The sequence below is a fragment of the Terrimicrobium sacchariphilum genome (genome assembly GCF_001613545.1).
Taxonomy (GTDB): domain Bacteria; phylum Verrucomicrobiota; class Verrucomicrobiia; order Chthoniobacterales; family Terrimicrobiaceae; genus Terrimicrobium; species Terrimicrobium sacchariphilum.
Window position 1 is genome coordinate 2289446 of the sequence record NZ_BDCO01000002.1, and the last position, 21319, is coordinate 2310764.

At 57.0% G+C, this 21319-nt stretch carries 16 protein-coding genes; 10 read left to right on the forward strand and 6 right to left on the reverse strand.

The window, feature by feature from the left end:
- Positions 1-37: 37 nt before the first annotated feature.
- The gene (locus TSACC_RS21830) at positions 38-691 is read left to right on the forward strand and encodes a TetR/AcrR family transcriptional regulator (RefSeq protein WP_169809609.1); all 654 of its coding nucleotides are present in this window, start codon (positions 38-40) and stop codon (positions 689-691) included.
- Here the strand turns inward: TSACC_RS21830 and TSACC_RS10765 are convergent.
- The gene (locus TSACC_RS10765) at positions 688-1113 is read right to left on the reverse strand and encodes a low affinity iron permease family protein (protein WP_075079305.1); all 426 of its coding nucleotides are present in this window, start codon (positions 1111-1113) and stop codon (positions 688-690) included. The genes TSACC_RS21830 and TSACC_RS10765 overlap by 4 nt on opposite strands.
- 496 nt (positions 1114-1609) lie before the next feature.
- On the opposite strand from TSACC_RS10765, the gene TSACC_RS10770 reads away from it, so the two are divergent.
- Complete coding sequence (locus TSACC_RS10770; RefSeq protein WP_075079306.1) at positions 1610-2872, forward strand: hypothetical protein; 1263 nt, start codon at positions 1610-1612, stop codon at positions 2870-2872.
- Between the two features lie 22 nt (positions 2873-2894).
- Here the strand turns inward: TSACC_RS10770 and TSACC_RS10775 are convergent, their stop codons facing one another.
- Genes TSACC_RS10775 through TSACC_RS10785 form a run of 3 tightly spaced genes read right to left on the reverse strand, consistent with a single transcriptional unit; the run spans position 2895 to position 6064 of the window.
- Positions 2895-3722: a LamG domain-containing protein gene (locus TSACC_RS10775; RefSeq protein ID WP_075079307.1), complete on the reverse strand. Its 828-nt coding sequence runs from the start codon at positions 3720-3722 to the stop codon at positions 2895-2897.
- A gap of 16 nt (positions 3723-3738) precedes the next feature.
- The gene (locus TSACC_RS10780) at positions 3739-4968 is read right to left on the reverse strand and encodes an alginate lyase family protein (protein ID WP_084400376.1); all 1230 of its coding nucleotides are present in this window, start codon (positions 4966-4968) and stop codon (positions 3739-3741) included.
- A 58-nt stretch (positions 4969-5026) separates the two neighbouring features.
- A complete protein-coding gene (locus tag TSACC_RS10785) occupies positions 5027-6064 on the reverse strand; it encodes a hydroxyacid dehydrogenase (protein WP_075079308.1) in 1038 nt (345 codons plus the stop codon).
- A 151-nt stretch (positions 6065-6215) separates the two neighbouring features.
- Here TSACC_RS10785 and TSACC_RS10790 point away from each other — a divergent pair, with 151 nt between their 5' ends.
- Positions 6216-7310, forward strand: a complete 1095-nt coding sequence (locus tag TSACC_RS10790; protein WP_075079309.1) for a LacI family DNA-binding transcriptional regulator — start codon at positions 6216-6218, stop codon at positions 7308-7310.
- Between the two features lie 6 nt (positions 7311-7316).
- On the opposite strand, the gene vccA is transcribed toward TSACC_RS10790, so the two are convergent.
- Both vccA and vccB read right to left on the reverse strand, forming a co-directional pair.
- Positions 7317-11234, reverse strand: a complete 3918-nt coding sequence (vccA, locus tag TSACC_RS10795) for a Verru_Chthon cassette protein A (RefSeq protein WP_084400377.1) — start codon at positions 11232-11234, stop codon at positions 7317-7319.
- 106 nt (positions 11235-11340) lie between these two features.
- Positions 11341-11823 carry a Verru_Chthon cassette protein B gene (vccB, locus tag TSACC_RS10800; RefSeq protein ID WP_075079311.1) on the reverse strand — a complete coding sequence of 161 codons (483 nt, stop codon included), beginning with the start codon at positions 11821-11823 and terminating at the stop codon, positions 11341-11343.
- 198 nt (positions 11824-12021) lie between these two features.
- On the opposite strand from vccB, the gene TSACC_RS10805 reads away from it, so the two are divergent.
- The 7 genes from TSACC_RS10805 (at position 12022) to TSACC_RS10835 (ending at position 21315) form a co-directional block, all read left to right on the forward strand.
- Positions 12022-14091: a sialate O-acetylesterase gene (locus tag TSACC_RS10805; RefSeq protein WP_075079312.1), complete on the forward strand. Its 2070-nt coding sequence runs from the start codon at positions 12022-12024 to the stop codon at positions 14089-14091.
- 12 nt (positions 14092-14103) lie between these two features.
- A complete protein-coding gene (locus TSACC_RS10810) occupies positions 14104-15510 on the forward strand; it encodes a glycoside hydrolase 5 family protein (RefSeq protein ID WP_084400379.1) in 1407 nt (468 codons plus the stop codon).
- A gap of 149 nt (positions 15511-15659) precedes the next feature.
- Positions 15660-17105: a DUF2334 domain-containing protein gene (locus TSACC_RS10815; RefSeq protein WP_084400380.1), complete on the forward strand. Its 1446-nt coding sequence runs from the start codon at positions 15660-15662 to the stop codon at positions 17103-17105.
- Positions 17106-17305: 200 nt separating this feature from the next.
- Entirely contained in the window at positions 17306-18373 is a 1068-nt protein-coding gene (gene vccC / locus TSACC_RS10820) for a Verru_Chthon cassette protein C (protein WP_237763943.1), read from the forward strand.
- A 32-nt stretch (positions 18374-18405) separates the two neighbouring features.
- On the forward strand, positions 18406-19050 hold the full coding sequence (vccD, locus tag TSACC_RS10825; protein ID WP_269084889.1) for a Verru_Chthon cassette protein D: 645 nt from the start codon (positions 18406-18408) through the stop codon (positions 19048-19050).
- A gap of 128 nt (positions 19051-19178) precedes the next feature.
- Positions 19179-20501 carry a beta strand repeat-containing protein gene (locus tag TSACC_RS10830; protein ID WP_084400382.1) on the forward strand — a complete coding sequence of 441 codons (1323 nt, stop codon included), beginning with the start codon at positions 19179-19181 and terminating at the stop codon, positions 20499-20501.
- Positions 20502-20634: 133 nt separating this feature from the next.
- Entirely contained in the window at positions 20635-21315 is a 681-nt protein-coding gene (locus TSACC_RS10835; protein ID WP_075079317.1) for a hypothetical protein, read from the forward strand.
- Positions 21316-21319: the final 4 nt, after the last annotated feature.

Consider the following 21319-nt stretch of genomic DNA (forward strand, 5'->3'; position numbering starts at 1 on the left):
GAGGCTGTTTAATGCGGTAAGATACCAATCGGTATGTATGAGTAGAGTGAAGGAGGGTCAGATCCCGACCAGGGAAAAGCTGGTCGATGCCGCCGTGCGATTAATGCTGAAGCGAGGCTTCGTGGCCACCGGCGTGGACGATGTCTGCGCGGAGGCGGGAGTCACGAAGGGCGCGTTCTTTCATTACTTCAAGTCCAAGGAGGACATCGGCGTGGCTGCGCTGCAGCGGTGGGCCGATTTTGGTATGGCACTCTACGCCGAAGCTGAGCGACTGGATATTTCCGCGGACCCGCTCGTCCGCGTCCATAAGATGCTCGATATCATGACTGGCTTCGCTCAGCAGCCGGAGGAATGCGTCTGCTGCCTGGTGGGGATGTTTGCGCAGGAGATGTCCTTTACGAACGAGCATCTGCGCGAGGGCAGCGCCAAGGCTTTGGCGGATTGGACCTCCTATGTGGCGAAGCTTCTCCAAGAGGCGAAAGACATTCACAAGCCAGTTGCCGATTTCGATGTTGAAGGAGTGGCCTGGTTTCTTAACAGCATCTGGCAGGGCTCGATGCTGATCGGCAAAACACAGCCGGATTCCACGGTGGTCGTCCAAAACCTCCGGTACGCGCGAGACTATGTGGACAGCCTGTTTTTCGGCTCCAAGGCGCCTGAGAAAGCGGGGCAGGGAAAGAAAGCCAGCTAGTCGGATTTTCGTCGACGGCTTTTGCGGTTGGTGATTTCAGAACGGGCTTTTTCGGCAAGTTGTTCGTAATCCGCGCGGATACGATCGAGGTCGGCCTCCTCGAGCTTCTCGAGATCGAGCATGGAGTTGTTCGCAGCGCGCGTGGCGCGGATGAGTTCGTCCAGCTTGATCTGAAGAGCCTCGGTGTCGCGGTTCTGAGTGTTCTGAATCAAGAATACCATCAGGAATGTCACGATGGTCGTGCTCGTATTGATGATCAGCTGCCAGGTATCGCTGAATCCGAAGATGGGGCCCGAAATCCCCCAGACGACAAGCAACCCCACTGCTGCCACGAAGGTAACCGGCTGCCCCGACCAGTGGGCGCAACGCTGGGCGAATCGCGTAAACCAACTGGTGCGATGAGAGGAAGTGCGAGCTTTCACGACGAAAAGGCTGTTTGCCTAATCATCGTGAAGAAACAGGCTGGTGGACGTAAGAATTACCAACGCTCTTAATCCGGAGCATTCGCCGCTGCGGGAGCCCAAGGATCGTAGTCCTCCTCGAAATCAGAGAACCATCGACGCTCATGTGCCTAGCGGGCACGAGGTCTCTGGGGCTGCATGCACAACGCACCTTGGATAATGACTGAGCGAGCAGCTTAATAGTGGAGTTCATCGTGACATCGTCTCCCAGGAAGTGAGGAAGAGAGGACGAGCGTCTTGATCAAATGGAGGCTTGGTCTCATTTCTTTCTGAAGCAGCGACATGTCTCACAAAGAGTTTACCTGGGCCGATATCGGAAGGTCTATGGGGGATGCAGGCGTCGACCATCGGGATATCGAGAATGTTTCGGCGGGGCTATGTTCTCTGTCGGCTCCCATTGACGGGTTCAGGAACGTTCTGCTTCAATGCGCGCTTCTTGCCAATTTCCACGTACTCCATGCGAAAGTCATTTGTTTCGTTCGGCCTGATTCTTCTTTCCGTTCCCGCCTTTGCCCAGACGCCTGCTGCGGCGCCGCTGCCTCCGTATGAGGTGCCTCCGGTGTTGGATGCGCGGGTGATTTTGCGGCCAGAGTTTGACCGGGGTTACAACTTCGCCGTGCAGCCTCCGGTACCGACGAGTCGGGGGTTGAATCACTTTACCATCGATACGGCGGATTCCGGGGTCAACCTGGCGGAAGGCAACACGGCGTTGATCCAGCGTATCGCGGAGATCCAGGCAATCGCCAAGCTGCGCGAGGTGTCTCGCAGCGAGAGCTACAAGCAGGCGCTGCAGCGGGCAGCGAAGAGTCCTTTGGCGCTCGCGCAGAACCTTATCGAGCATCCGGTAGGAACCGTGGGTGATCTGGGCAAAGGACTATGGAATACGGTAAATGGGGTTGGCCAAGCGGTGAAGGAAGCGGGGCAAGGGCGTAAACAGTCCAAGTACGAAGATTCCACGCTTGAAGGCGCCATTGGGTTTAGCAAGGCGAAGCGGCAGATCGCGCTCAGCCTGGGTGTTGATCCTTATTCAACAAATCCAGAGCTGCAAAAAGAGCTGAAGAGCATTGCCTGGGCGGCCTACGCCGGGCAGATGACGCTGACCGGCGCTCTCATGCCGGTGGGTGGTGCGGTGGGGCTGACTTTGAGATCAGTCAACACGGGCAGCCAGACCTATGCGGCGCTGCGCGATCTCAGCCCGGCGGACCTCAGGCTGCGCAACCTGAAGATCCTTCTCGCGATGGGCATCGATCGCGCTCACGCCAACGCGTTTCTCAACAACCCTGCGCTTTCCCCGATGCATCAGACGGTGATCGTGGATTCGCTGGCGCAACTGCGTGGAGCGAAGGGGCGGGCGATCTACGTCAAGCTGGCGACGGCGGCAGCCAACGAGACTGAGGCGATCCGCTATACGCGGCAGGCGCAATTGCTTGCTGCGATCAATCGCTCGCAGCCGATCTCGGCGGTCTTTAACTACCGTCGCGCGCCGCTGGCAATGAACCAGCACGGGGCATTGATCATTCCGCTCGAATGGGATTACGCGGCATGGACGAAGGAGAGCGCGGGCTTTCTCGATGTGGTGAAGTCAGGGCATATTGCCGGACACCAGTTTAGCTCCGTGCAGCTTTATCTGACTGGCGTGGCTTCACCGACGTTGAAGTCCGTTCTCGCAGCCAACCACATCGCGTTGGCGGAGAAATCACTTCCGGGGCCGCTGAGATAGGGCGACGGTCGGGTGGCTTGGTTCAGGGCTTGGCGATCTTGTTGTAAATCTCTTCGATTTTCGCCTGGGGCAGAGCACCCTCGGTTCCGTTTTCCGCGCCGTAAATGGTGAGATCATCGATCATCCCCTGAAACGGTCGTACACCGGAAGAGACGTTGCCCACTTCCAACCCGCCGGAAAAGGGGGGGAGTCTGCCAGCGTCAACGGAACGGGTGCAGACGAGAGTAAGTCCGGCGTCAGTGGCACCCACGTAGAAGTTCACATTATCCATGGTGCGGGTGCCATCATAGGTAATGGCAAAGAACATCCACATTCCCACCTCTGTATAGTTGGGCTCGCTGTTGACAAAGACAGGAGTGCCGTTGTCTGGAACGACTCCGAACTGAAGCTCGCCGCTACTGCCGGCCTGCACGTAGAAGGTTTTCCCGACAATGATGCGGGCTGCACCTGTGATGGGCGCCTGAGGTTTAATCCAGCCGGTAATCGTCAGGGATTCCAGCCCACCAAGTGCCGACAGTCCCTCTGCGTTTCCCGACACGGTGGCGACGGGACCGGTGTTTGGCGGGTTATTGGCTCCCATGCCATTAGCTCCGGAGAGGTCCAGGGCATAGTCACCGGGCTTGCCGGAGGCTCCCCCGCCATCAGGAGTGAAAAGCGATGTTTGGACTTTGTCATTCTTCATCGCCAGAGCAGCGGCGCCCGCGGAGCCGGAGCTTTCCGCCATTTCTCCGCTGCCCTCATTGAATTTCCATTCAATAAGCTGGGCCTGCGAGAGTTCGAGGCCGAGGCCGAAAGAAAATGTCGCGATAAAACTGAGTTTTAGGAAATCGGGGAAGTTAATGGCGACCATGAGAAAAAAGGGGGAGTTATGGTTTGCTCGTAGACGATGAGGGCGCCGTCGCAGGCTGGCCAAAGTAAGAGGTCAAGGTGCCCCAGGAAGGCAGGATGATCAAGTCCACTCCCTCTGGGCGATGCTTCTGTATGGTCTCGCGAACGTAGGGGAGATCGAGACCTTTCTCGACCACATAATGCTGATAAATGAGCTCGTATCCGGGTCGGAATTCTCCGCGGCCCTTGGGACTGATGGGAACCTCTCCAAGGACCTTTACATCCTGTCCGGCAAGATATTTTGCCATGTATTCGTACCCTGTGGCGAGCCGGTTTCCTGCCGCAGAGTAGAGATCAATCCCCTGATTCTTTGCGATCTCACTGCATGCCGCAAGTGCGGCGAGTCCCATCTGTCCATGGATTTGATCGCGACCTGATTCCTGGTTCTGACCGTGGGGGTGAATGTAGTGGGTAAGGGAGCCGTTCCCTTTGCCATTGAGGTAATAGGCAAGGGCTTCGTTGAACATATCGTGGCGGTTGCAGAATACGGAGATCGCCATCATCGTGGCCATCATGCTGGCATCCCAGTTTCCATTGAACTCCGGTTTGAAACCCTGAAGGCGGGGATAGAAGACGGCGACAAGCATTTGTCTGAATTTCTCGGCGGATTCTTGCGGCCAGCCGGCAGAACTACCGTCAGGTTGACGGTAATGCGCCAGCAGCTCTGCGGCACTGGCGTATTTGCCGCCAGTGAAACCAGCGGTGACCTTTCCCTGGTCTTGCCGACCGATCTCGATGGCCTGAAGTTTGCTGCCAGCGGCATCGAGGATCTGGATCGCTTTGTCGGCGTGGGCCTTGTTGCCGGTGAGGCTCCAGAGTAGCGCGTGGCCATAGGCTGCCGTTGCATCCTTCATGAGGTAGCCGACGGTCTTGTCGTGAGGGTTGATTACTGGAGTGATCTTGGGTTGGTAGTCCAGGGCGGTGTATTCGCTGGCTTGTAAAGCCTTCAGCGCGGAGGTCCAGGGTTCTTCTCCGGCGGCAAGATGCTTGCGGATCTGGTCAAGTTCCGCCTGGGTGTGCAGAATGCCAGGGTGGACGAAAGCCTGATTGGCAGGCAATTCCAGGGCCGGAAGGGGCTCTCCCGGCGCGGCGGGGCCCGTATAGTTTGTATCAAGGTACGCGGGCTTTTTCACTCCCTCGGTCTGCGCAAGGCACACGCTGGCAAAACACGCGGAAAGAGTAAGGCAATACAGTGTTGAGGATTTCATGGGAGGTTGTCTGCCGGAGGCTGGCGGACGATATTTTACCGGAAAGCGATTTCCGAGGTTAAGTCGCGCGGTCGTAAATTTCCAGGGTCACCTTGGCAGAAACCGGATCTCCCCGGAGGAAAGCGGCGATGTTGTGCAATGCAAGCTCCCCGCAGCGGGGGAACTGGTCTGCAGTCGGGCCTGCGATATGGGGAGACTTTACGATGCTGTCGACGGCGTGAAGTGGTGAATCGGGCGCGATGGGATCGACCTGATAAACGTCGAGCGCGGCGTATAATCTACCGGAGGCGGCGAGATCAGCAATGGCTGTCTCATCGGCGATAGCACCCCGGCCGACATTGACGAATAGTGCGCCGGGGGGCATCAGCTCCATGATCGTGCGGGAGACTGTGCCGATCGTGCGGGCGTTGAGAGCCTCGCAGTCGACGATGATTTCATTTGATGCGAAAAGCATCTCCAGGCTTTCACATGGGGCGACGTCGTACTCGGTGAAGTAAGATAAGGGTACGCCGGTCGAAAAGGCGGAGACACGAGCGGCAAACGGGCGGAGGAGTTGCACGAGGGATCGTGCGACGTTTCCAAAACCATGGATGCCAACCCGCTTCCCATACAGGGTACGGGTTCGAATCGGGGAGGGCTGCCAGCGTCTTTTGCCCGCGATAATATCGGGCCACTCGGGCGTGCGGCGAAGGCCGGAGAGGATAAGAAGCAGGGCGTGTTCCGCAACCGTGTCGGCGGCGAGAGTTCCCCAGTTTGTCACGAGCAATCCCTGCTCGAGAAGTTCGCGTGGAATAAGGTTACGTACCGAGCCACTCGCATGGCAGACATACTGGAGGGTGGGAACCTCCGCGAGAGTTTCCTTTGGAAACGGAGGCGTCGACCAGCTGGTGACTGCCACTTGAGGAGCAATGCTCCTCAGGAGTGAGAGATCGAGATATCCATCACGCTCCGCCTCGGCAGCATCGAAGATTTCAGCTCCAGGCAGTGAAAAACCAACTGGGAAAAACAGGTCGCTTTCCTTCTTGTTGATCAACAACGCGACTCGGCCGCTGGCAGCGGCCTGCGGGTTGCGATCGGAGGTCAGGGTCTGGAGCATCGAACTCTCCTAATAAGCCTCGCTCTCGGATCGGTCGCGAGAGTCAATCAAGTCAAACTGTTGATCGCTGCGAACAGTTTCGGTCGATAATTTATCTTGGGTGGAGCTAGTGAAGGGTTGACTTGCCATTGGTTCAGCTCAAACTGTTGACATGATCCAGCGAGTAACCTTGCGCGATATCGCGAAGGAGGTGGGCGTGCATTACAGCACAGTCAGCATGGCCCTGCGGGACAACCCCCGGATTTCCTCGGAAGTCAAAGCCCACATCAAGGCCGTGGCGGATCGTCTTGGCTATGTCCCTGACGCTGCGTTGTCAGCGCTGAATGCCTATCGGAAGGCTAAGCTTCAGGCGCATTATCAGTCGACAATAGCCTGGATCGATAACTGGTCCGGCGAATATCGTCTGCGCGATCAGCCGACGTTTGATGAATATTTTCGGGGGGCTTCCGAGCGGGCGAGGGAGCTCGGATACAATGTGGAGGAGTTCAGTCTCAAGAGAGATAAACTCACGCCTGACCAGCTTTCCCGAATCCTGCGAAGCCGCGGGATTCGCGGGCTGCTGCTTGCGCCCCAGCCCTCGGCCGGGACATGGCTGCAGCTGGCATACGAGTGGTTTTCTGTCATCACATTTGGCTACAGTCTGTATCCTCGTATTTTCAACCTGGTGACGAATCATCAGATTCACTCCGCCAATCTCGCTTTTGCGACGCTGAAGGATCTGGGCTACAAGCGTATCGGCTTATATGTGCATAAGGATCACGATGACAAAGTGGAGAACGCCTATTCCATCAGTCATTGGCTGTATCACAAGAAGCATCCCTGGGAGCAGCGCATCGAGCCTTGTTTCGATCCGTCTAGGACTCCGCCGGAGGAGACCTTTGAGCGCTGGTTTAAGAAAGCGGCTCCGGATGTGGTTTTGTTTCTAGGAGGGTTTGATGTCACGAACTGGATTCGACGGATGGGAGTGCGCGTCCCGGAAGATGTAGGTGTGGCCAATCTGAGTCTTGCGGGAGATGACGAGACGCTTTCGGGTGTTTATGAGAACGGAATTACGATCGGACGCACGGCGGTCGACAATCTGGTCGAGATGTTACAGCGCGGCGAGCAGGGTCCGCCGACCACGCCGATCCGCATTCTGGTGGAAGGAGTTTGGCGTGATGGTACGACGACGCGGCCGCAGCTTGGAGGGGAGCCTCCAGGGGCGATACCGGCCAAGGTTTCCCGCAGTAAACGACGCGCCGGATGAGAGTTGTTATGGTGCGAACTGATGGTTCGCAATGACGCGAAATCGATAGTAGTCTCCCAGTGGCTGGCTGGGAGGAAACGAGCTGCTGCTAATGACGGTCGCGTAGTCGGGAATGCTGTCGCCCGGGTCAATATAGCGCTCGATCGTCTGGGAACCGCGGAGCTGTCCGAGGACCGTGTCTCGGTCTTCCCTCCAGGTTGAGTAGTCGCTACCAGGAGTCTGTTTCAGGCTCTGCACGCGGTAATGAACGGTGTAGGTATTGGATTTGGTGGTGAGCAGAGAATAGAGGTTGGTATAGGGGCGCTCACGCACATTGTCCCCTGTGACCGGGTAGGAGTTCCAGAAGGCATCCATATTCGCGCGCGTGATCGGGAGGGCTGGCGCGGAATTATGCGCTGGGACCAGGTCAATACTGCAAATCTCGGAGGCCGAACGAAAGATATCGCCAGTCGCGAATCGGGACGCAAACTGTGAGAGCGTCTTGTCTGCATCGACCGGGAAACGCACGTCGATATTGGAGGGTTTGTTTCCGCTGCTCGGGGAGCCATTTGGGTTCTGGTATGTTTTGTAGAGGCCTGTACCAGGTGAGGGAATAACGGTTACCATCTGGCTCTTCATGGCCGCGCGCAGACCGGTATCGCGGTTGATATAGGTAAATGGGACGATCAAATGGTTCATATTGATACGACCAGCTGTGGCGAGTGGCGTGCTGATCGCATAGGGTTCAACGACCGGCATGGTGAAGAGGTCGAGGATCAGATGATCGGGCGGCATGGTGGCCGAGCCGAGTCCGGGGTGGTTGGCCGGACCGGGGCGGAACAACAAGGTCTGCCAGGGTTTGTTCGCGAGCACTCCGGTGGGGAGGGAGCCGAGCATGCCCGGGGACGGGATCATGCGATTGGGAGAGAAGAAGGTATCTCCTGCGAGCGCGGCACCGTAGTCGAGCTCGAAATATGGACGTCCGTTAACATCGTTGCGGCCTGCGTCTCCTTCGTCGGGCTTGTTGATGAGCGGGCCATCCACATTGTTGGCGATGCCATTGTCCCAGTCTGCCGGGACTCCCGATGAGGTGGTCGCGCCAGTCAGCGAAGGGACCGATGTGTCCTTGCTACGATAGTAGGTAGCGTTTCCCGGCCCTCCGTAGAAGTCCGTGTCGTTGATGTTCCGTCCCGCGGATACTTCAAACTTGGGTTGGTAGTTGGAGTAGTTGACATTGACGAGCTTGCCGCCCGATGCCCCGTACACCGGATAGGCGAGGCCGAAACGCAGCATATGGGAATGCCTTTGGGTCGACGACATGTAGTCGGCACTGGTCATTGCGCTGGTCAACGGCTGGAGCATGGATGATGGGACCTCTGCGCGAGCAGCGAGCAGGCGGGCATCGCCGGGAGTGGCTACGAGGGCACGGACGACATCGCGACTGCTGATCCATGAGATGTTTTTGTTAAAGTTGAGACGGCCGAACGGAGACGAGCCATTGTCGTAGAATGAGCGGAAGTTGTAGCTTGTCGCGTTGGAGTTGAGCGCGGTCGCGGAATCGGCCACTGTATCCGGCACGGGAAGTGTCGCGGCGGGAAAGTTCAGGTTGACGGTCTGGATGGGATCAGTCGATATGCGATTGCCAGATGCATCGAGCGCGAAGATCTTGGCAACGGTCGAGCCGCCCTTGAAGTAAATCTGCCCGTTGTTCATATCTGGACAACCGACGAGGGCGGGAGGGGCTCCCGATTGTGCTCCCGTAGGGCGGGTAATGAAGGGATACCGATTGGCCGCGGAGGCTTTATTCTTTCCGTAGGTGAAGATGCGATAATCGGTGATGCCACCGTAAAGGGACATCGACAGGCCGACTGCGCCATTAGGGCGTATGACGCCGCTCGATGGAAATGTCATCGCATGCGAGGTCGAGTTGTCATTGCTCCACGCCAGCGTATCGAGGCCTTCCACCTGAATTTCATACCAGGGATAGGTGAATGGCGTCCCGCTAGTCGGGTCATACATCTGGAGAAAGAAGCCAGCCTGGACCCTCTGGGTCCCATTGGCCGTGATGGCGGGGAATGTGAATCCGGTGAACCCCGGATATCCAGAGACTGCGGGATTAAATGCCGGACTATTATTGCCTGCTCCGATGAAGACGAGGAACGCCTGCTGAATCGTGGGAAATCGACCAAAGCCTCGCGGGTGGGAGGGTTTTCCGGTGGCAGCGTCGGAGACCGTGGTGGCCATGTCAACGATGGGAATGACCTGACCTTTCCCTGGTTCGCCATCGGTGGCATTGGAAAAGAGCGCCCGGGCGTAAGGAGTGGCGCCCGTCGTGCTGTCCTGAAGGTTCGTCGACCGAATGTAGTCGAATATCTCGGTGAGAATCTGGTTGCGATCATCGCCATACTTGCCAGCAAATGATCCCGTACTGAACCCTGGAGCGGGAAGTGCAGTAAGGGCGCGAAGATACTCGAGGAGCTGACGATTACGGCCGAGGCCGGTCTGTGAACCTCCGGCCGGGAGGTCCACGGTGGGACTATTCGCATCCTGGCGCTGAAAGTGAAAAATGTGGTTGTTTACGGTCGTGCAAAAGGCGATGAGCTTGTCAAAGGGCGTCATGGCGCGAGTCCCCGACGAGTTGAGGGTGATCGGCCACATCGAGACCCTGGGGAGATTGTAGATGTTGACGTCTGGCGCCTGGCTGCTGGCAGTGAGGAAGAAGCTGGCACGGCGGAGCGTGGCGGGATCGAGCGCAGTCGGGGAGGCGAGCAGGGTTCCATTTTCCTTGCGCGCTCCGGAGGCGTCCAGGGCGGTTTGGAAAAGGAACTCGTCTACGGTGCTATATAACCGGGTGACGCTTGCAGGCAGGGTGTTTGATGTCGGTGAGGTATCCGTGTTTCCTCCTTTTGACCCGCCAGGCTTGGTGGCCGGCGTGATCGGGTACAGGTCTTCCAGGCCGAGATGGCTTGCGGGATTGGATGGTGTCCATCCGGTGGAGGTAATACCGAGGCCCATGACTGTGCTCAGGCAGATCGTGGCAGGATGGCCGGGATAGCGTTGAAACTCGCCCTGCACAGGCTGTCTCGTCGCGAGGTAGAAGTCCTGCGTTGTATAAGTGCGAGGGGTATCCCAGAAGGTTCCTTCCGATGCCGTGTTAATATTGATCTTGGTCGTCTCGTCATCTGTCCAGAATGCGATGCGCCCGACGATCTGATTGGTCGCGGAAGGTTGCGCTCCGGAGGAATTGAAGGAGACGACCCCATTCGCGCTTGAGGACGGCGTGATGATCTTGCCGTCTTGCAGGACGTAGAGCCACTTCACCGGCATGGGCGCCTGATTTGGGGATTTCGGATCGACCGGCGCATTGTTAAGCCAGAATCCCTCGACGGATGGTGTGCCGCTGGTGATGGGTGCATATGCCTTGGCATTTGCGGCGAGGGGCGAGTTATAGCTGGCGAGGTCGGAGGCATCGCCGACCAGGATCGGGTAATAATTCGTCGAGCCGATGCGGACAGGTTGATTTAGATCGGTGTAGATGCCTCGTTGGGAATACCAGTTTGCTGGCACGCCATTGGTGGATGTGGTGTGGTCAAACTTTCCCGGTCCCTGCATGCCGGAGTCGGAGTACAGCTTGTAATAGCCGGAGGGTTGTCCCGACGTGGCGTAGGTACGGATCATTCCGGGCTGCGAGGCCCAGTTCAGCGAAGGGTTTCCTGTGGCGACGCGGATCTGCCCTTCGACGAGGTTGACAGCGTTATTGGCGAGTAATTTAAGCGATGCTCCGCTGGCATAGACCTTGGAGCTCTGCACTTCCGTGCGCACGGTGGCAAGGAAGGCCAGAAGGAGGATCGAGATCAGCGTGATGCCAATCAACACGAGGACGAGTGATGCGCCGCGATTGTTTCCAGAAGGGCTTCCGGCCGGGGACCAGAGAGGGCAATTCATTGTTTTGAATGCTCAGGGAGTGCAGGGGAGTATGCTCGACTTCGTCGCGGTATCCGTAGCGGATCTCGGACAGCGCGGGGATTATGTTTCCGCTGGTGTAAACCGGTCAGGGCGAGGCGTGGCCTCGTTTGTTGGCGACAATCAGGGAGTACTGGTTGATCTGCTGTGTTTGATTGACGCGCGAAATCTGGATGCGGACATTATAGGCCTCGTTGCGAGAGGCGGAATCTTGCAATCGCACAGGGTAGGAGGAAAGACTGTCGACAGGTTCGAGCTTCACGGTGGCAGTGTAGATCGTGGCCGGGTCGCCTGTCCGGGTGGTGACTCCGCTGTTATCGTAGGTAAACTTCCTGCCTTCCAGATCTGCGAGATTGGAGAAATCGGTAAGCGCGATCTCCTCCGATAATCCCTGAACAATCTGCGACTCGATCGTCTGCGACATCGCCATCCGGAAGTTGCTAAGTCCTGCAGGCAACAGTCCCACAAGGCTAACCATGGCAAAGGCCACGATGCCTAGCGAGATCGTGACCTCGATCAGCGTAAAGCCGGAGCGACGGAGTGCCCGGGAATCATTTCGGGAGGAAATCATTACACAGACAGATTACTCTGCGGGGAGCATGACTCAACTTACGGGAATGTCAAACTGTTGACGCGTCGCGATTGTGCCGCAGTAATCTTCCGCCGTGAGGTCAACAGATTGAGTTCCGACCGGCTGGCGAGAACTGACGTTTTGAATAGGATGAGATCTCTTCCTTATCGGATGTCTCCTAAAGCCCACTCCTCCCTTATGCAGAGTTCTCATCTTTGTGATTCCTGGTTTCTGCGCGTCGGTTCCCTAATCCTGGGTGGCGTTCTGGTGTGTGTCTCTGCCCGGGCGGAGATTACTCTTCCTCGGATTTTTTCCGATCATGCCGTATTGCAGAAGTCGGATTCGGTGCCGGTATGGGGAAAGGGCACTCCCGGCGAGGCCGTCACAGTGACTCTCGACAAGGCGGTGGCTCAGACGGTGGTTGGTGAGGATGGGAAATGGAAGGTGGTGCTGGACCTTGATACTGCAGGGGCGGGACCGCATGAACTGATCGCGCAGGGGAAAAATACCCTGACGGCCCATGACGTGCTGGTCGGCGAAGTCTGGCTTTGCTCCGGGCAGTCAAACATGGATTTCCCGTTGGGAGCCTTTCCGATCGCGAAGACCGAGGTGCCAGTTTCCGCGAATACCAATCTTCGCCAGTTCTTGGTCAAACGCGGTTCATCGGCTGACCCTTTGGATGAAGTAGAGGGTGAGTGGATGGTGGCCGGCCCCGCCACGGCTGGAAAGTTCTCTGCCGTGGCATACTTCTTTGGCAAGCAGCTCCAGAGGGATATCAGCGCTCCCGTCGGTTTGATCAACTCCGCCCTCGGAGGTACGATGATTGAAGCCTGGATGAGCAATGATGCGCTGGCCGCCGATCCGGTGCTCAAGGAGGGGGCTGAGAAGGCGCAGAACGACCGCCGGGCATTTGATCAGTATTCCGAACGCTACAAAAAGTGGCAGAAGAAATATGGGCGCGAGGACAGGAAGCAGGGAGACCCGGCGACCTTTGCCGGACCCGACGTGGATACCTCGGACTGGAGGCCTGTCACGCTCCCGGGATTCTTTGCAGAGGCAGGATTGCCCGAGGCGGGGGCGATCTGGGTGCGGCGCAAGGTGCCGGCTCCATCGGCTCCAGATATCACGCCCAGAAAGGGCATTGACATGTTCCTTGATAACATTCGCGATTCCAATGAAGTCTACTGGAATGGCAGACGGGTCGGGAGCAGTCCGATCGACAGCGTCGTGCATCGCTATGGCGTTAAGGGAGAGTATGTGAACGAGGGGGAGAACGTACTCGCATTGAGAGTCTTTAGTGCCGGAGAATCGGGCGGAGTTGCACCGGGAGGCTCGCGGTTTCAAGGAAATCATGTGCCATTCAAGGGAGAATGGCTGGCGAAGGTGGAGTATGCGTTTCCTCCGCTCGACAAGGCGGCGATGGATGAGTTTCCTAAGCGCCCGGCCACGCCCATCGACTCCCAGAACGTTGCCGGATACCTGTACAATGGCATGATTCACCCACTCATCCCGTATGCGATTCGCGGTGTGATCTGGTATCAGGGCGAGGGAAATTGGAATCGCGGGTATCAGTATCGTGCGGCATTTCCCGCCATGATTGCCGACTGGAGGGCGAAATGGGGGCGCGGGGATCTGCCCTTCTATTATTGCCAGATCGCCAATCTCGGGGCTCACAGCAAACAGCCGGAAAGGACATCAGCCTTTGCCGAGGTGCGAGAAGCTCAAAGCATGGCGCTATCGCTACCGAATACCGGTCAGGCAGTCTTGATTGATGTCGGTGAGGAGGAGGATATCCACCCTGCCGACAAGATGTCGGTGGGCGACCGGCTGGCGCGTATCGCGCTGGCGCAGACCTATGGCAAGGCCGTCGTATTCTCTGGTCCCGTGTTTGACTCCATGACGCTGGAGGGTGACAAGGCGCGGATTCGCTTCAAGCACGCGGCTCCGGGCCTTTTGGCCAGACCCATGCCGGAGACATATGCTCCCAACTCCAAGTCGGGGCGGATGGTTCCGCTCGTCCGCAACTCCCCGCGATCGGAGATCGAGGGTTTCGCCATCTGTGGAGAGGACAAAAAGTGGGAATGGGCCAATGCCAGGATCGAAGGAGAGACCGTCGTAGTCTGGGCGGATGCCGTGCCGAAACCGGTTGCCGTGCGGTATGCCTGGGCGCAGAACCCGTTCTGCAACCTGTACAACACAGCAGGACTGCCGGCGAATCCGTTTCGCACGGATGATTTCCCGCTTGCTTCGAGGAATGCGAAGTATTGAGCATGGTCCGCTATGCGGATTCCCCTTTGGTATGCAGCAGTCGCTGGATTGATGAGCCTGACCGTGATCGGTTCCGCGCAGGCGGAAACTACTGGATATTTTCATGTGGAGAAACGGGATGGTCGGTGGTGGCTGATCACTCCGAAGGGAGAGCCGTTCCTCTCCAAGGGAGTGTGTGCGGTGCGATATGCTCCGGACCCTATCCTGGGCACCGGACCCTCGCTCTACGGAGAAGCCAATGCGAAGAAATATCCCTCCGTCAAGGCATGGGCGGAGGCGAAGACCTCGCAATTGCTCGCATGGGATTTCAATACCCTCGGGGCGTGGTATGATGAAGGGATGGTGTTCGGAAAGGGTGACAGGCTCGCACGCACGCCTATTTTGAACATAGCGGCCGATTATGCCCGCAAACACATCGAGGCAGGCGGCGGAAAAAAGAGCGCCTGGGAGATGGGCGTGTTTCCGGATGTCTTCAGCCCAGACTTTGAAACATTTGCCCGCGAACGAGCACATAAGGTCTGCACCCCGCAGGCACAGGATTCCAATATACTGGGATGGTTTATCGACAATGAACTACGATGGGGACCCGACTGGCGCAGCCAGGATGAGCTGCTGGTGACTTTTCTGAACAGCTCGAAGGAGGCTCCAGGCCGGCATGCTGCCATCGGTATGCTGCAAAAGCGCTACAAGGACATTGTCGCATTTAACGAAGTATGGAAAACCGGGGCGGCTTCTTGGGCGGAGTTGGTGCAGGGCGGAGAGATCAAGAGCCCGTTTCCGCACAGGGAGAAGTCTAAACAGAACGAGGAGATCGAGCGGGTGGGGGATGACTCGGCTGGGAGACGTAAATTGTATGTGGCAGATTGCGACGCGTTTCTTGGTCTGCTGGCTGAGCAGTATTTTGCCGTGACGCAAAAAGCGGTGAGAGAGGCTGCGCCCCATCACATGGTGTTTGGGTGCCGTTTTGCCTATACTCCGGCAAAGCCCGTACTCGAGGCTGCCGCCCGCCATGTGGATGTGATTTCCTTCAACTCCTACTCCACGGATCCCTCGGGGATCACGGAAAACTATGCAACATATGGCCGCCCGCTGATAGTCGGCGAGTTTGCCTTTCGAGCGGAGGATTCCGGACTGCCCAATACCAAGGGCGCCGGCCCGAAAGTGGCCAATCAAAAGGAACGTGCGGCAGCTTATGAAAAGTATGTGCGCGCGCTCGTATCGAATCCCTCGGTCGTCGGTTATCATTGGTTCAAGCATGTCGATGAGCCTGCCGAGGGGCGGTTTGATGGAGAGAATTCCAACTACGGTTTGCTGAAAATCAACGATGAACCCTATGAAGGATTCGTTGAAAAGGTGAAGGAGTGCAACGGCAAGGCCGATACCTGGCATGCGAACGCGCCTGTGACCGGGCGAAAGTAGCTGGCCTTTCCCGGTGCTGCATTGAGGGATGCCGTAGGTTTACGGGGGGTGATTGCTCAATGGTTTGAGCTGGGTGTGCGTTTGCATATTGTGTGGAGACGTCCAAAGTGGACAGCAGGTTTTTCCGTCGTTCCCAAATTCCCCAAGATATGAAATCTCCTCTTTTCGCCCGTTGCCTGTCGGCGGCGTTTCTTTCGCTAGGAACCCTCGGTATCACCACATTATGTCCGGCCCAGGCTGACGCTCCGAAAATCACCACGACATACGTGATCCTGAAGCTGGATGATGTGACTAATGGTACGCCACAATGGAAACGAACTCTGGACTACCTGAAGAGCAAGAATATCAAGTCATCTGCCGGCATCATCTGCAACTCGCTGGAAAGTGGTAAGCAGGCTTATTACGACTGGCTCAAGGAAGTGCAACAGTCGGGGGTGGTGGAGTTCTGGCTCCATGGTTACGACCACAAGCAGTGGAAGGAAGAGGGCAAAGACGTCTGGGAATTCAGCGGACCGTCCTATGAACAGCAGAAGGAGCACATTGCGAAAAGCCAGCAGCTTGCCAGGCAAATCCTCGGTGCGCCTTTTGCCGCGTTTGGTGCGCCTTTTAACAAGACGGACGAGGCAACGGTGAAGGCTTTGGCCGAGGACCCAGACATCAAGATCGTACTCTATGGGAATACCAAGGACGCCGCAGCGCTGCCGGGCAAGCTGATCCTGGATCGCACGGAGATGAACATTGAGGCTCCGCTTTTTCTCCCCAATTCCCAGAAGGTGAAGCACGACTACGAGGTGATGGCTGGTACGCGTGATTGTTTCGTGATCCAGGGGCATCCGAATCAATGGACAGATGAGCGGTTTGCCGAGTTTCAGAAACTGGTGGAGTACCTGCAATCGCAGGGAGTCGTCTTCACGACGCCGACCGAATATCTCAAAACCCGCGATCCTGGTTCGCTCAAGGTGACGGTCGTAAATACGAAGGCAGTGGCTCCGCAGGCAGCCGCACCGATCGCAACCGAGCCACCGCCTCTCTCGGAGAATCTCCTGGCGAATGGAGACTTTGAGAGTGGCTCCCGGGGATGGTCTCTTTACGATCCGGAAAAGTCCTCATCCGCGGGCTGCCAGTTTCAGGTGGTGGCGGATAACCCGCACGAGGGCAGTGGCACGATGGAACTCTCGTCGGCGGCGAATTCGCGCTATGCGGTGCTTCAGTACCTCAAGGGCGCTAATTTTATCGAAGGCCAAAAATATCGCGTTTCAGCCTGGGTGCGGGCCGGGGAGGATTTCGTAGCCGCATCAGGCACTCCGGGATTCCTGCTGCGGGTATCGATGTTTGGGCCAAACTTTAGCAACAGCGGAATGTACTTTCTGGGTTTCAATGGGATGGGGGGTGACAGTCCCTCGGTCCTGGCTGGACAGGAGGTGCCTCGGACATGGACCAAAGTCGAAGGTGTGTTCGAGATGGCTGCCGGTGTCGAAAAGGTTAATGTCTGTCTGTTGGTTGATCGCGGGGTGGGGCACGTGTACGTCGACGACGTCTCCATTGAACGCGTGGAGGACGCCACTCCTGTCGGTGCCGTAGCCACAACGAAATAGCAGGCCGCCGCGATGTCCGGCAAGCGGTGCATTGAGCGATTCAACAGATTGATCGGGAGGGTTCTTGAGGGCTTCCGGTGAGTCACATAGGATCAGATGATCCCCTCCCAATCATGAACGATTCCTGGATTCCGGCAAATGAGGCGGGAAGGGCAAAAGCGATGGATCAGGCTTTGGTGACAACTGACGAGCTTCCAACCATGCTGACACGCCTGGACCGGCGGGGTCGGCGATCTCTTCGAGGATTTTCCCTCCTGGAGATGCTGGCTGCAAGTGCTGTGTTCCTTTTGCTAATCGGCCTGGTCCTGAAGATGACGCAGGCGACGGCGGACTCATGGTCCAGTTCGACAGGCAAGACCGAGGGGTTTCGCGATGCTCGTGCGGCCTTTGCCACGATCACCAAGGCAGTCAGCCAGGCCACGCTCAATCCCTATTTTGACTACGCCGATGCGGGCGGAAATTTCCGAGATCAGGTTTCCTCGGCGAGCTTCACGCCAACACAATATATTCGTCGGTCGGATCTCCAGTTCATCACAGGAAAGAGTCTCGTCGACGCCGGAGTGCAGAATCCTGTTTCGCATGCGATCTTCTTTCTGGCTCCGCTGGGGTATTCCCTTGAGGCGAATTATCGCAACATGGATGGCTTCCTTAACGCCTGTGGATTCTATGTGTTTTATGGGGAGGACCCCGCCATGCCCGCCCGCCTTTCCGGCGCGATCCCAGCTTCGCGAAACCGATTCCGGCTCATGCAGTTTTTGCAGCCCACGGAGAATCTCTCGATCTACGACGTCTCGGTGACTGGGGGATCTGCCAACTGGCGAAATACGAAGTGGTTCGGCAGCGCTCTCGCCAGAAACTCCGCTCCCGTCTCCCAACTGGCGGAGAATGTGGTGGCGCTGGTGATCCGCCCCAAGGCATCTGATGCAGACGAGGCAAAAGCGACCGCCACACTTGCCCCGGATTACGAATACGACAGCCGGGACCCTGCATCGGCAGAGAGCGTGAATCAACTGCCGCCCGTGGTTGAGATTGTAATGGTGGTGATAGACGATACATCCGCGCAGCGGCTCGGGAATGAAACGACGCCCCCCAATCTCGGGTTGAACAACCTCTTTCAGGATGCTTCCAGGCTCGATGCCGATCTTTCCGAACTGGAGAAAAACCTTGGCGCAATCAATGGCAACGCGGCGGGGAACAAGATTCCGCTCAGATACCAGATATTCCGTACGGAAGTTGCGTTGCGGAGTGCAAAATGGAGTAGTCAATGACCCTGCAAACCGGCATTCGAGACTTCCGAAACATGGACTTCAGAGAGGTGCCTCGCCCATCTCCAGGGGGCTTTTCTCTTGTCGAACTCCTTATTGTGATTGCCATCATGGGAATACTGACAGCCCTGGTCATGCCCGCGGTGTCCAGTATCTCCCGCGGTTACGGATTGACGACGGCAGGGCACGCCGTGATGAACAACCTCGTGCAGGCTCGTCAGGCCGCGTTGACCAGGGGATACCCGGTGCAGGTGCGAATCTACAAACTGCCCCCTTATAGTCAGCCGAATACGGCGACTCCGGAGACATATCGCGCGATGCAGGCCTTCATCGAGAGCGACCCGATCGTAACCAACGGAACGACATCGGTCACAGTCACTCCGCTTTCGCGTCCCGTCTTTTTCAATGCACCAGTTGAGATCCTAAATGATACAAAAAGCTCGCCGATCCTTGGTCTGGCTTACGAGTCGGCTCCGCAGGAAGTGCTCCCGGGTTATGGCAAGAACTACGGTTATGTCTCATTTCGCTTTAAGCCGAGCGGGCAATCAGACCTGCCAGCCGATGCTGCGGGATTGACTCTCGTGCTCGGCCCGAGCAGCAACGGCGGTGCTCTGCCCGGGAACTTTCGGGCCATTGAGATCGATACGATCACCGGAGCGGTGAGAGATTATTCGCCATAGGGTGCATCCGGCTGAAGGGAACTGCGCTGGCTCGCTCTCGATCTGTCAACAGTTTGAACTCAGGTCGCCTTGCGGGACCATGACTTAATTAAGAGAGTTCGTTCGTTCCTAAAAGCTAACACCCCACCATGATAAAAGAATCCCTCTCCTCTCGCTCCGCGAGGCATTTGGTTTATGCGCTAGCCGGCGCTGCTTCACTCGCGGTTCATTCAGCAGCGGCAGCAACCTATTCCTGGGTTCCCTCGACGGGTGGAAACTGGGATCTGACTACTGCCAACTGGAATGATGGCGTTTCGACAACTGCATGGGTGAATGGAGTTGGTAATGCGGCATCGTTTGGCGCATTCGGAGCCGGTCCGACGATTTCACTCACCACGAATATCGTTGCCGGAACGTTGACGACCAATGGCGGTGCGACACTCGTGCTTAATGGTGCCGGAACTCTGGATGTCACAACGATTACAACGGGAAACAGCGGGAGCATTGATCTTTCTGTAAAACTGACCGGTAGTCACGGCTTGACGCTGACTAGTACAGGCGCCGCCGGTAGTCAGGGACGCCTAAACATAAAGGCTGCTGCCGATTATACCGGGGATACGACGTTGTCTGGAACGGCCTACCTGCTGTCGGACAATGTGAGCAATGCTCTTCCGATAACGACGACGTTGAACATGTCCTCGGGAACGACGTTCCGATTTGCAAAGAACGGCGTTACGCAGGAAATCGCCGGACTCGCCGGTAACGGCACGGTGACATCGAGCGCGACGGGTAGCGTCTTGACACTGCGGACGAAATCCGGAGTAACGACTGCCTATTCGGGTTCCATGGGCTTTACTGGAGGCGGTGTTCTCAGTGTTGTTGTAGCCGGCTCCGGAACCCAGACGTTGAGTGGTGGAAACTTGAACTACAATGGTTCTACAACGGTTTCATCAGGAACGCTGCTCCTCGGTGCAAGTCTTAATAACTCATCGTCCGTCACAGTAAGTGGAGGCACGCTGAACAGCAGCGCTCTTGACACCAAGCTTGGCGCGGGTGCAGTTTCCATGAGTTCCGGAACCATTGATATTCGCGGCTCTGCTGCGGGCAAGTTCACCCTTGCGGCAGGGCAGAATTTCACAACGACTGGAGGAACCATCAAGTTTGATCTCGGCACGGGCACTGATCAAATTATCGGTTCCGGGGTGGGAGCGTTTAGCCTGACGAATACGACGCTGGCATTAATCTTGGGAACGGGTTTTGACTATAGCAATAGCTACACGCTATTCTCTGGATTTTCCGGTGGTTCTCTTTCTGGCTTGGTTGTTTCCGGTTACGATACGACCAACTACACGGCATCATTGAGCAATGCGGGCGTCCTTTCGTTTGCCGCGGTGCCGGAGCCATCGACGATCGCGCTTGGTGCGCTGGGTGTCGCCTTGATCGCATTCCGACTCCGTCGGCGTGCGATCTGAGATGCTGTTTGTCTCTCGCCAAGGCAGAGGTGCGAGCGGTTTGGGGGGATTGCTCGCCTTTGCCTTGTTGCCTTTTGGGTCAATTGTGAATAATGAGTTATCCGTCCTTCCCCAAAGGTAAGATTCATCCCTTATGAACACGCGTCCACTGCTGGTTGCATTTTCATTCCTCGCTGTCACCGCATTTGCTGATGAGGCGATTTTCCAAGAGTCCATCCTTGAACTGCCGAAAACAAAGGGTTGGAAGACCCTGGGAACGGTCCAGGCGCAAGGAGGCCGACTTGTGCTGAACGCGGCGGGGGATGAGGGAAATTTCGCAAACGGAGTCTTGATGACTACCGAGGGAGTCGAGGCGCTGAATTTTACCGAGCATCCTTTGCAGATCAAGCTCTCCGGACTTGAGATGAGCGGTGACGCCCCCGAATCCAAGAAAGCCTTTGTCGTTTTATTGAGCACGGATCGAAACTCGGAGACTTCCTCTGCCTATGTGAGGTTTTGCCTGAACGGCGATGGGTCTTTCAATGTGGCGAGCCCCAGGGGAGGAGGTGGCGAGAATGTCCCGCCAGTTGATGTGCTGAACGGAAAGGTGATGCTGCCTGTCTCCATGATCACCATTTCGCTCAGCCGGGAGCAGGTGACGGTGAAGATCAAAGACGCGTCGGGCGAGCAGGAGTTTAGCGGGGAAGTCGGTGACAAAATCGACCTTTCGCTCTGGCAGGGGACGTCTCCGTATTTTGTCCTAAAGGCGGTCAGGCGCCCGGCAGCGGGATTTTTTGAGGCTTCGGTAGGCGGGCTGGAGGTTGTTTCCCAGTAGACGG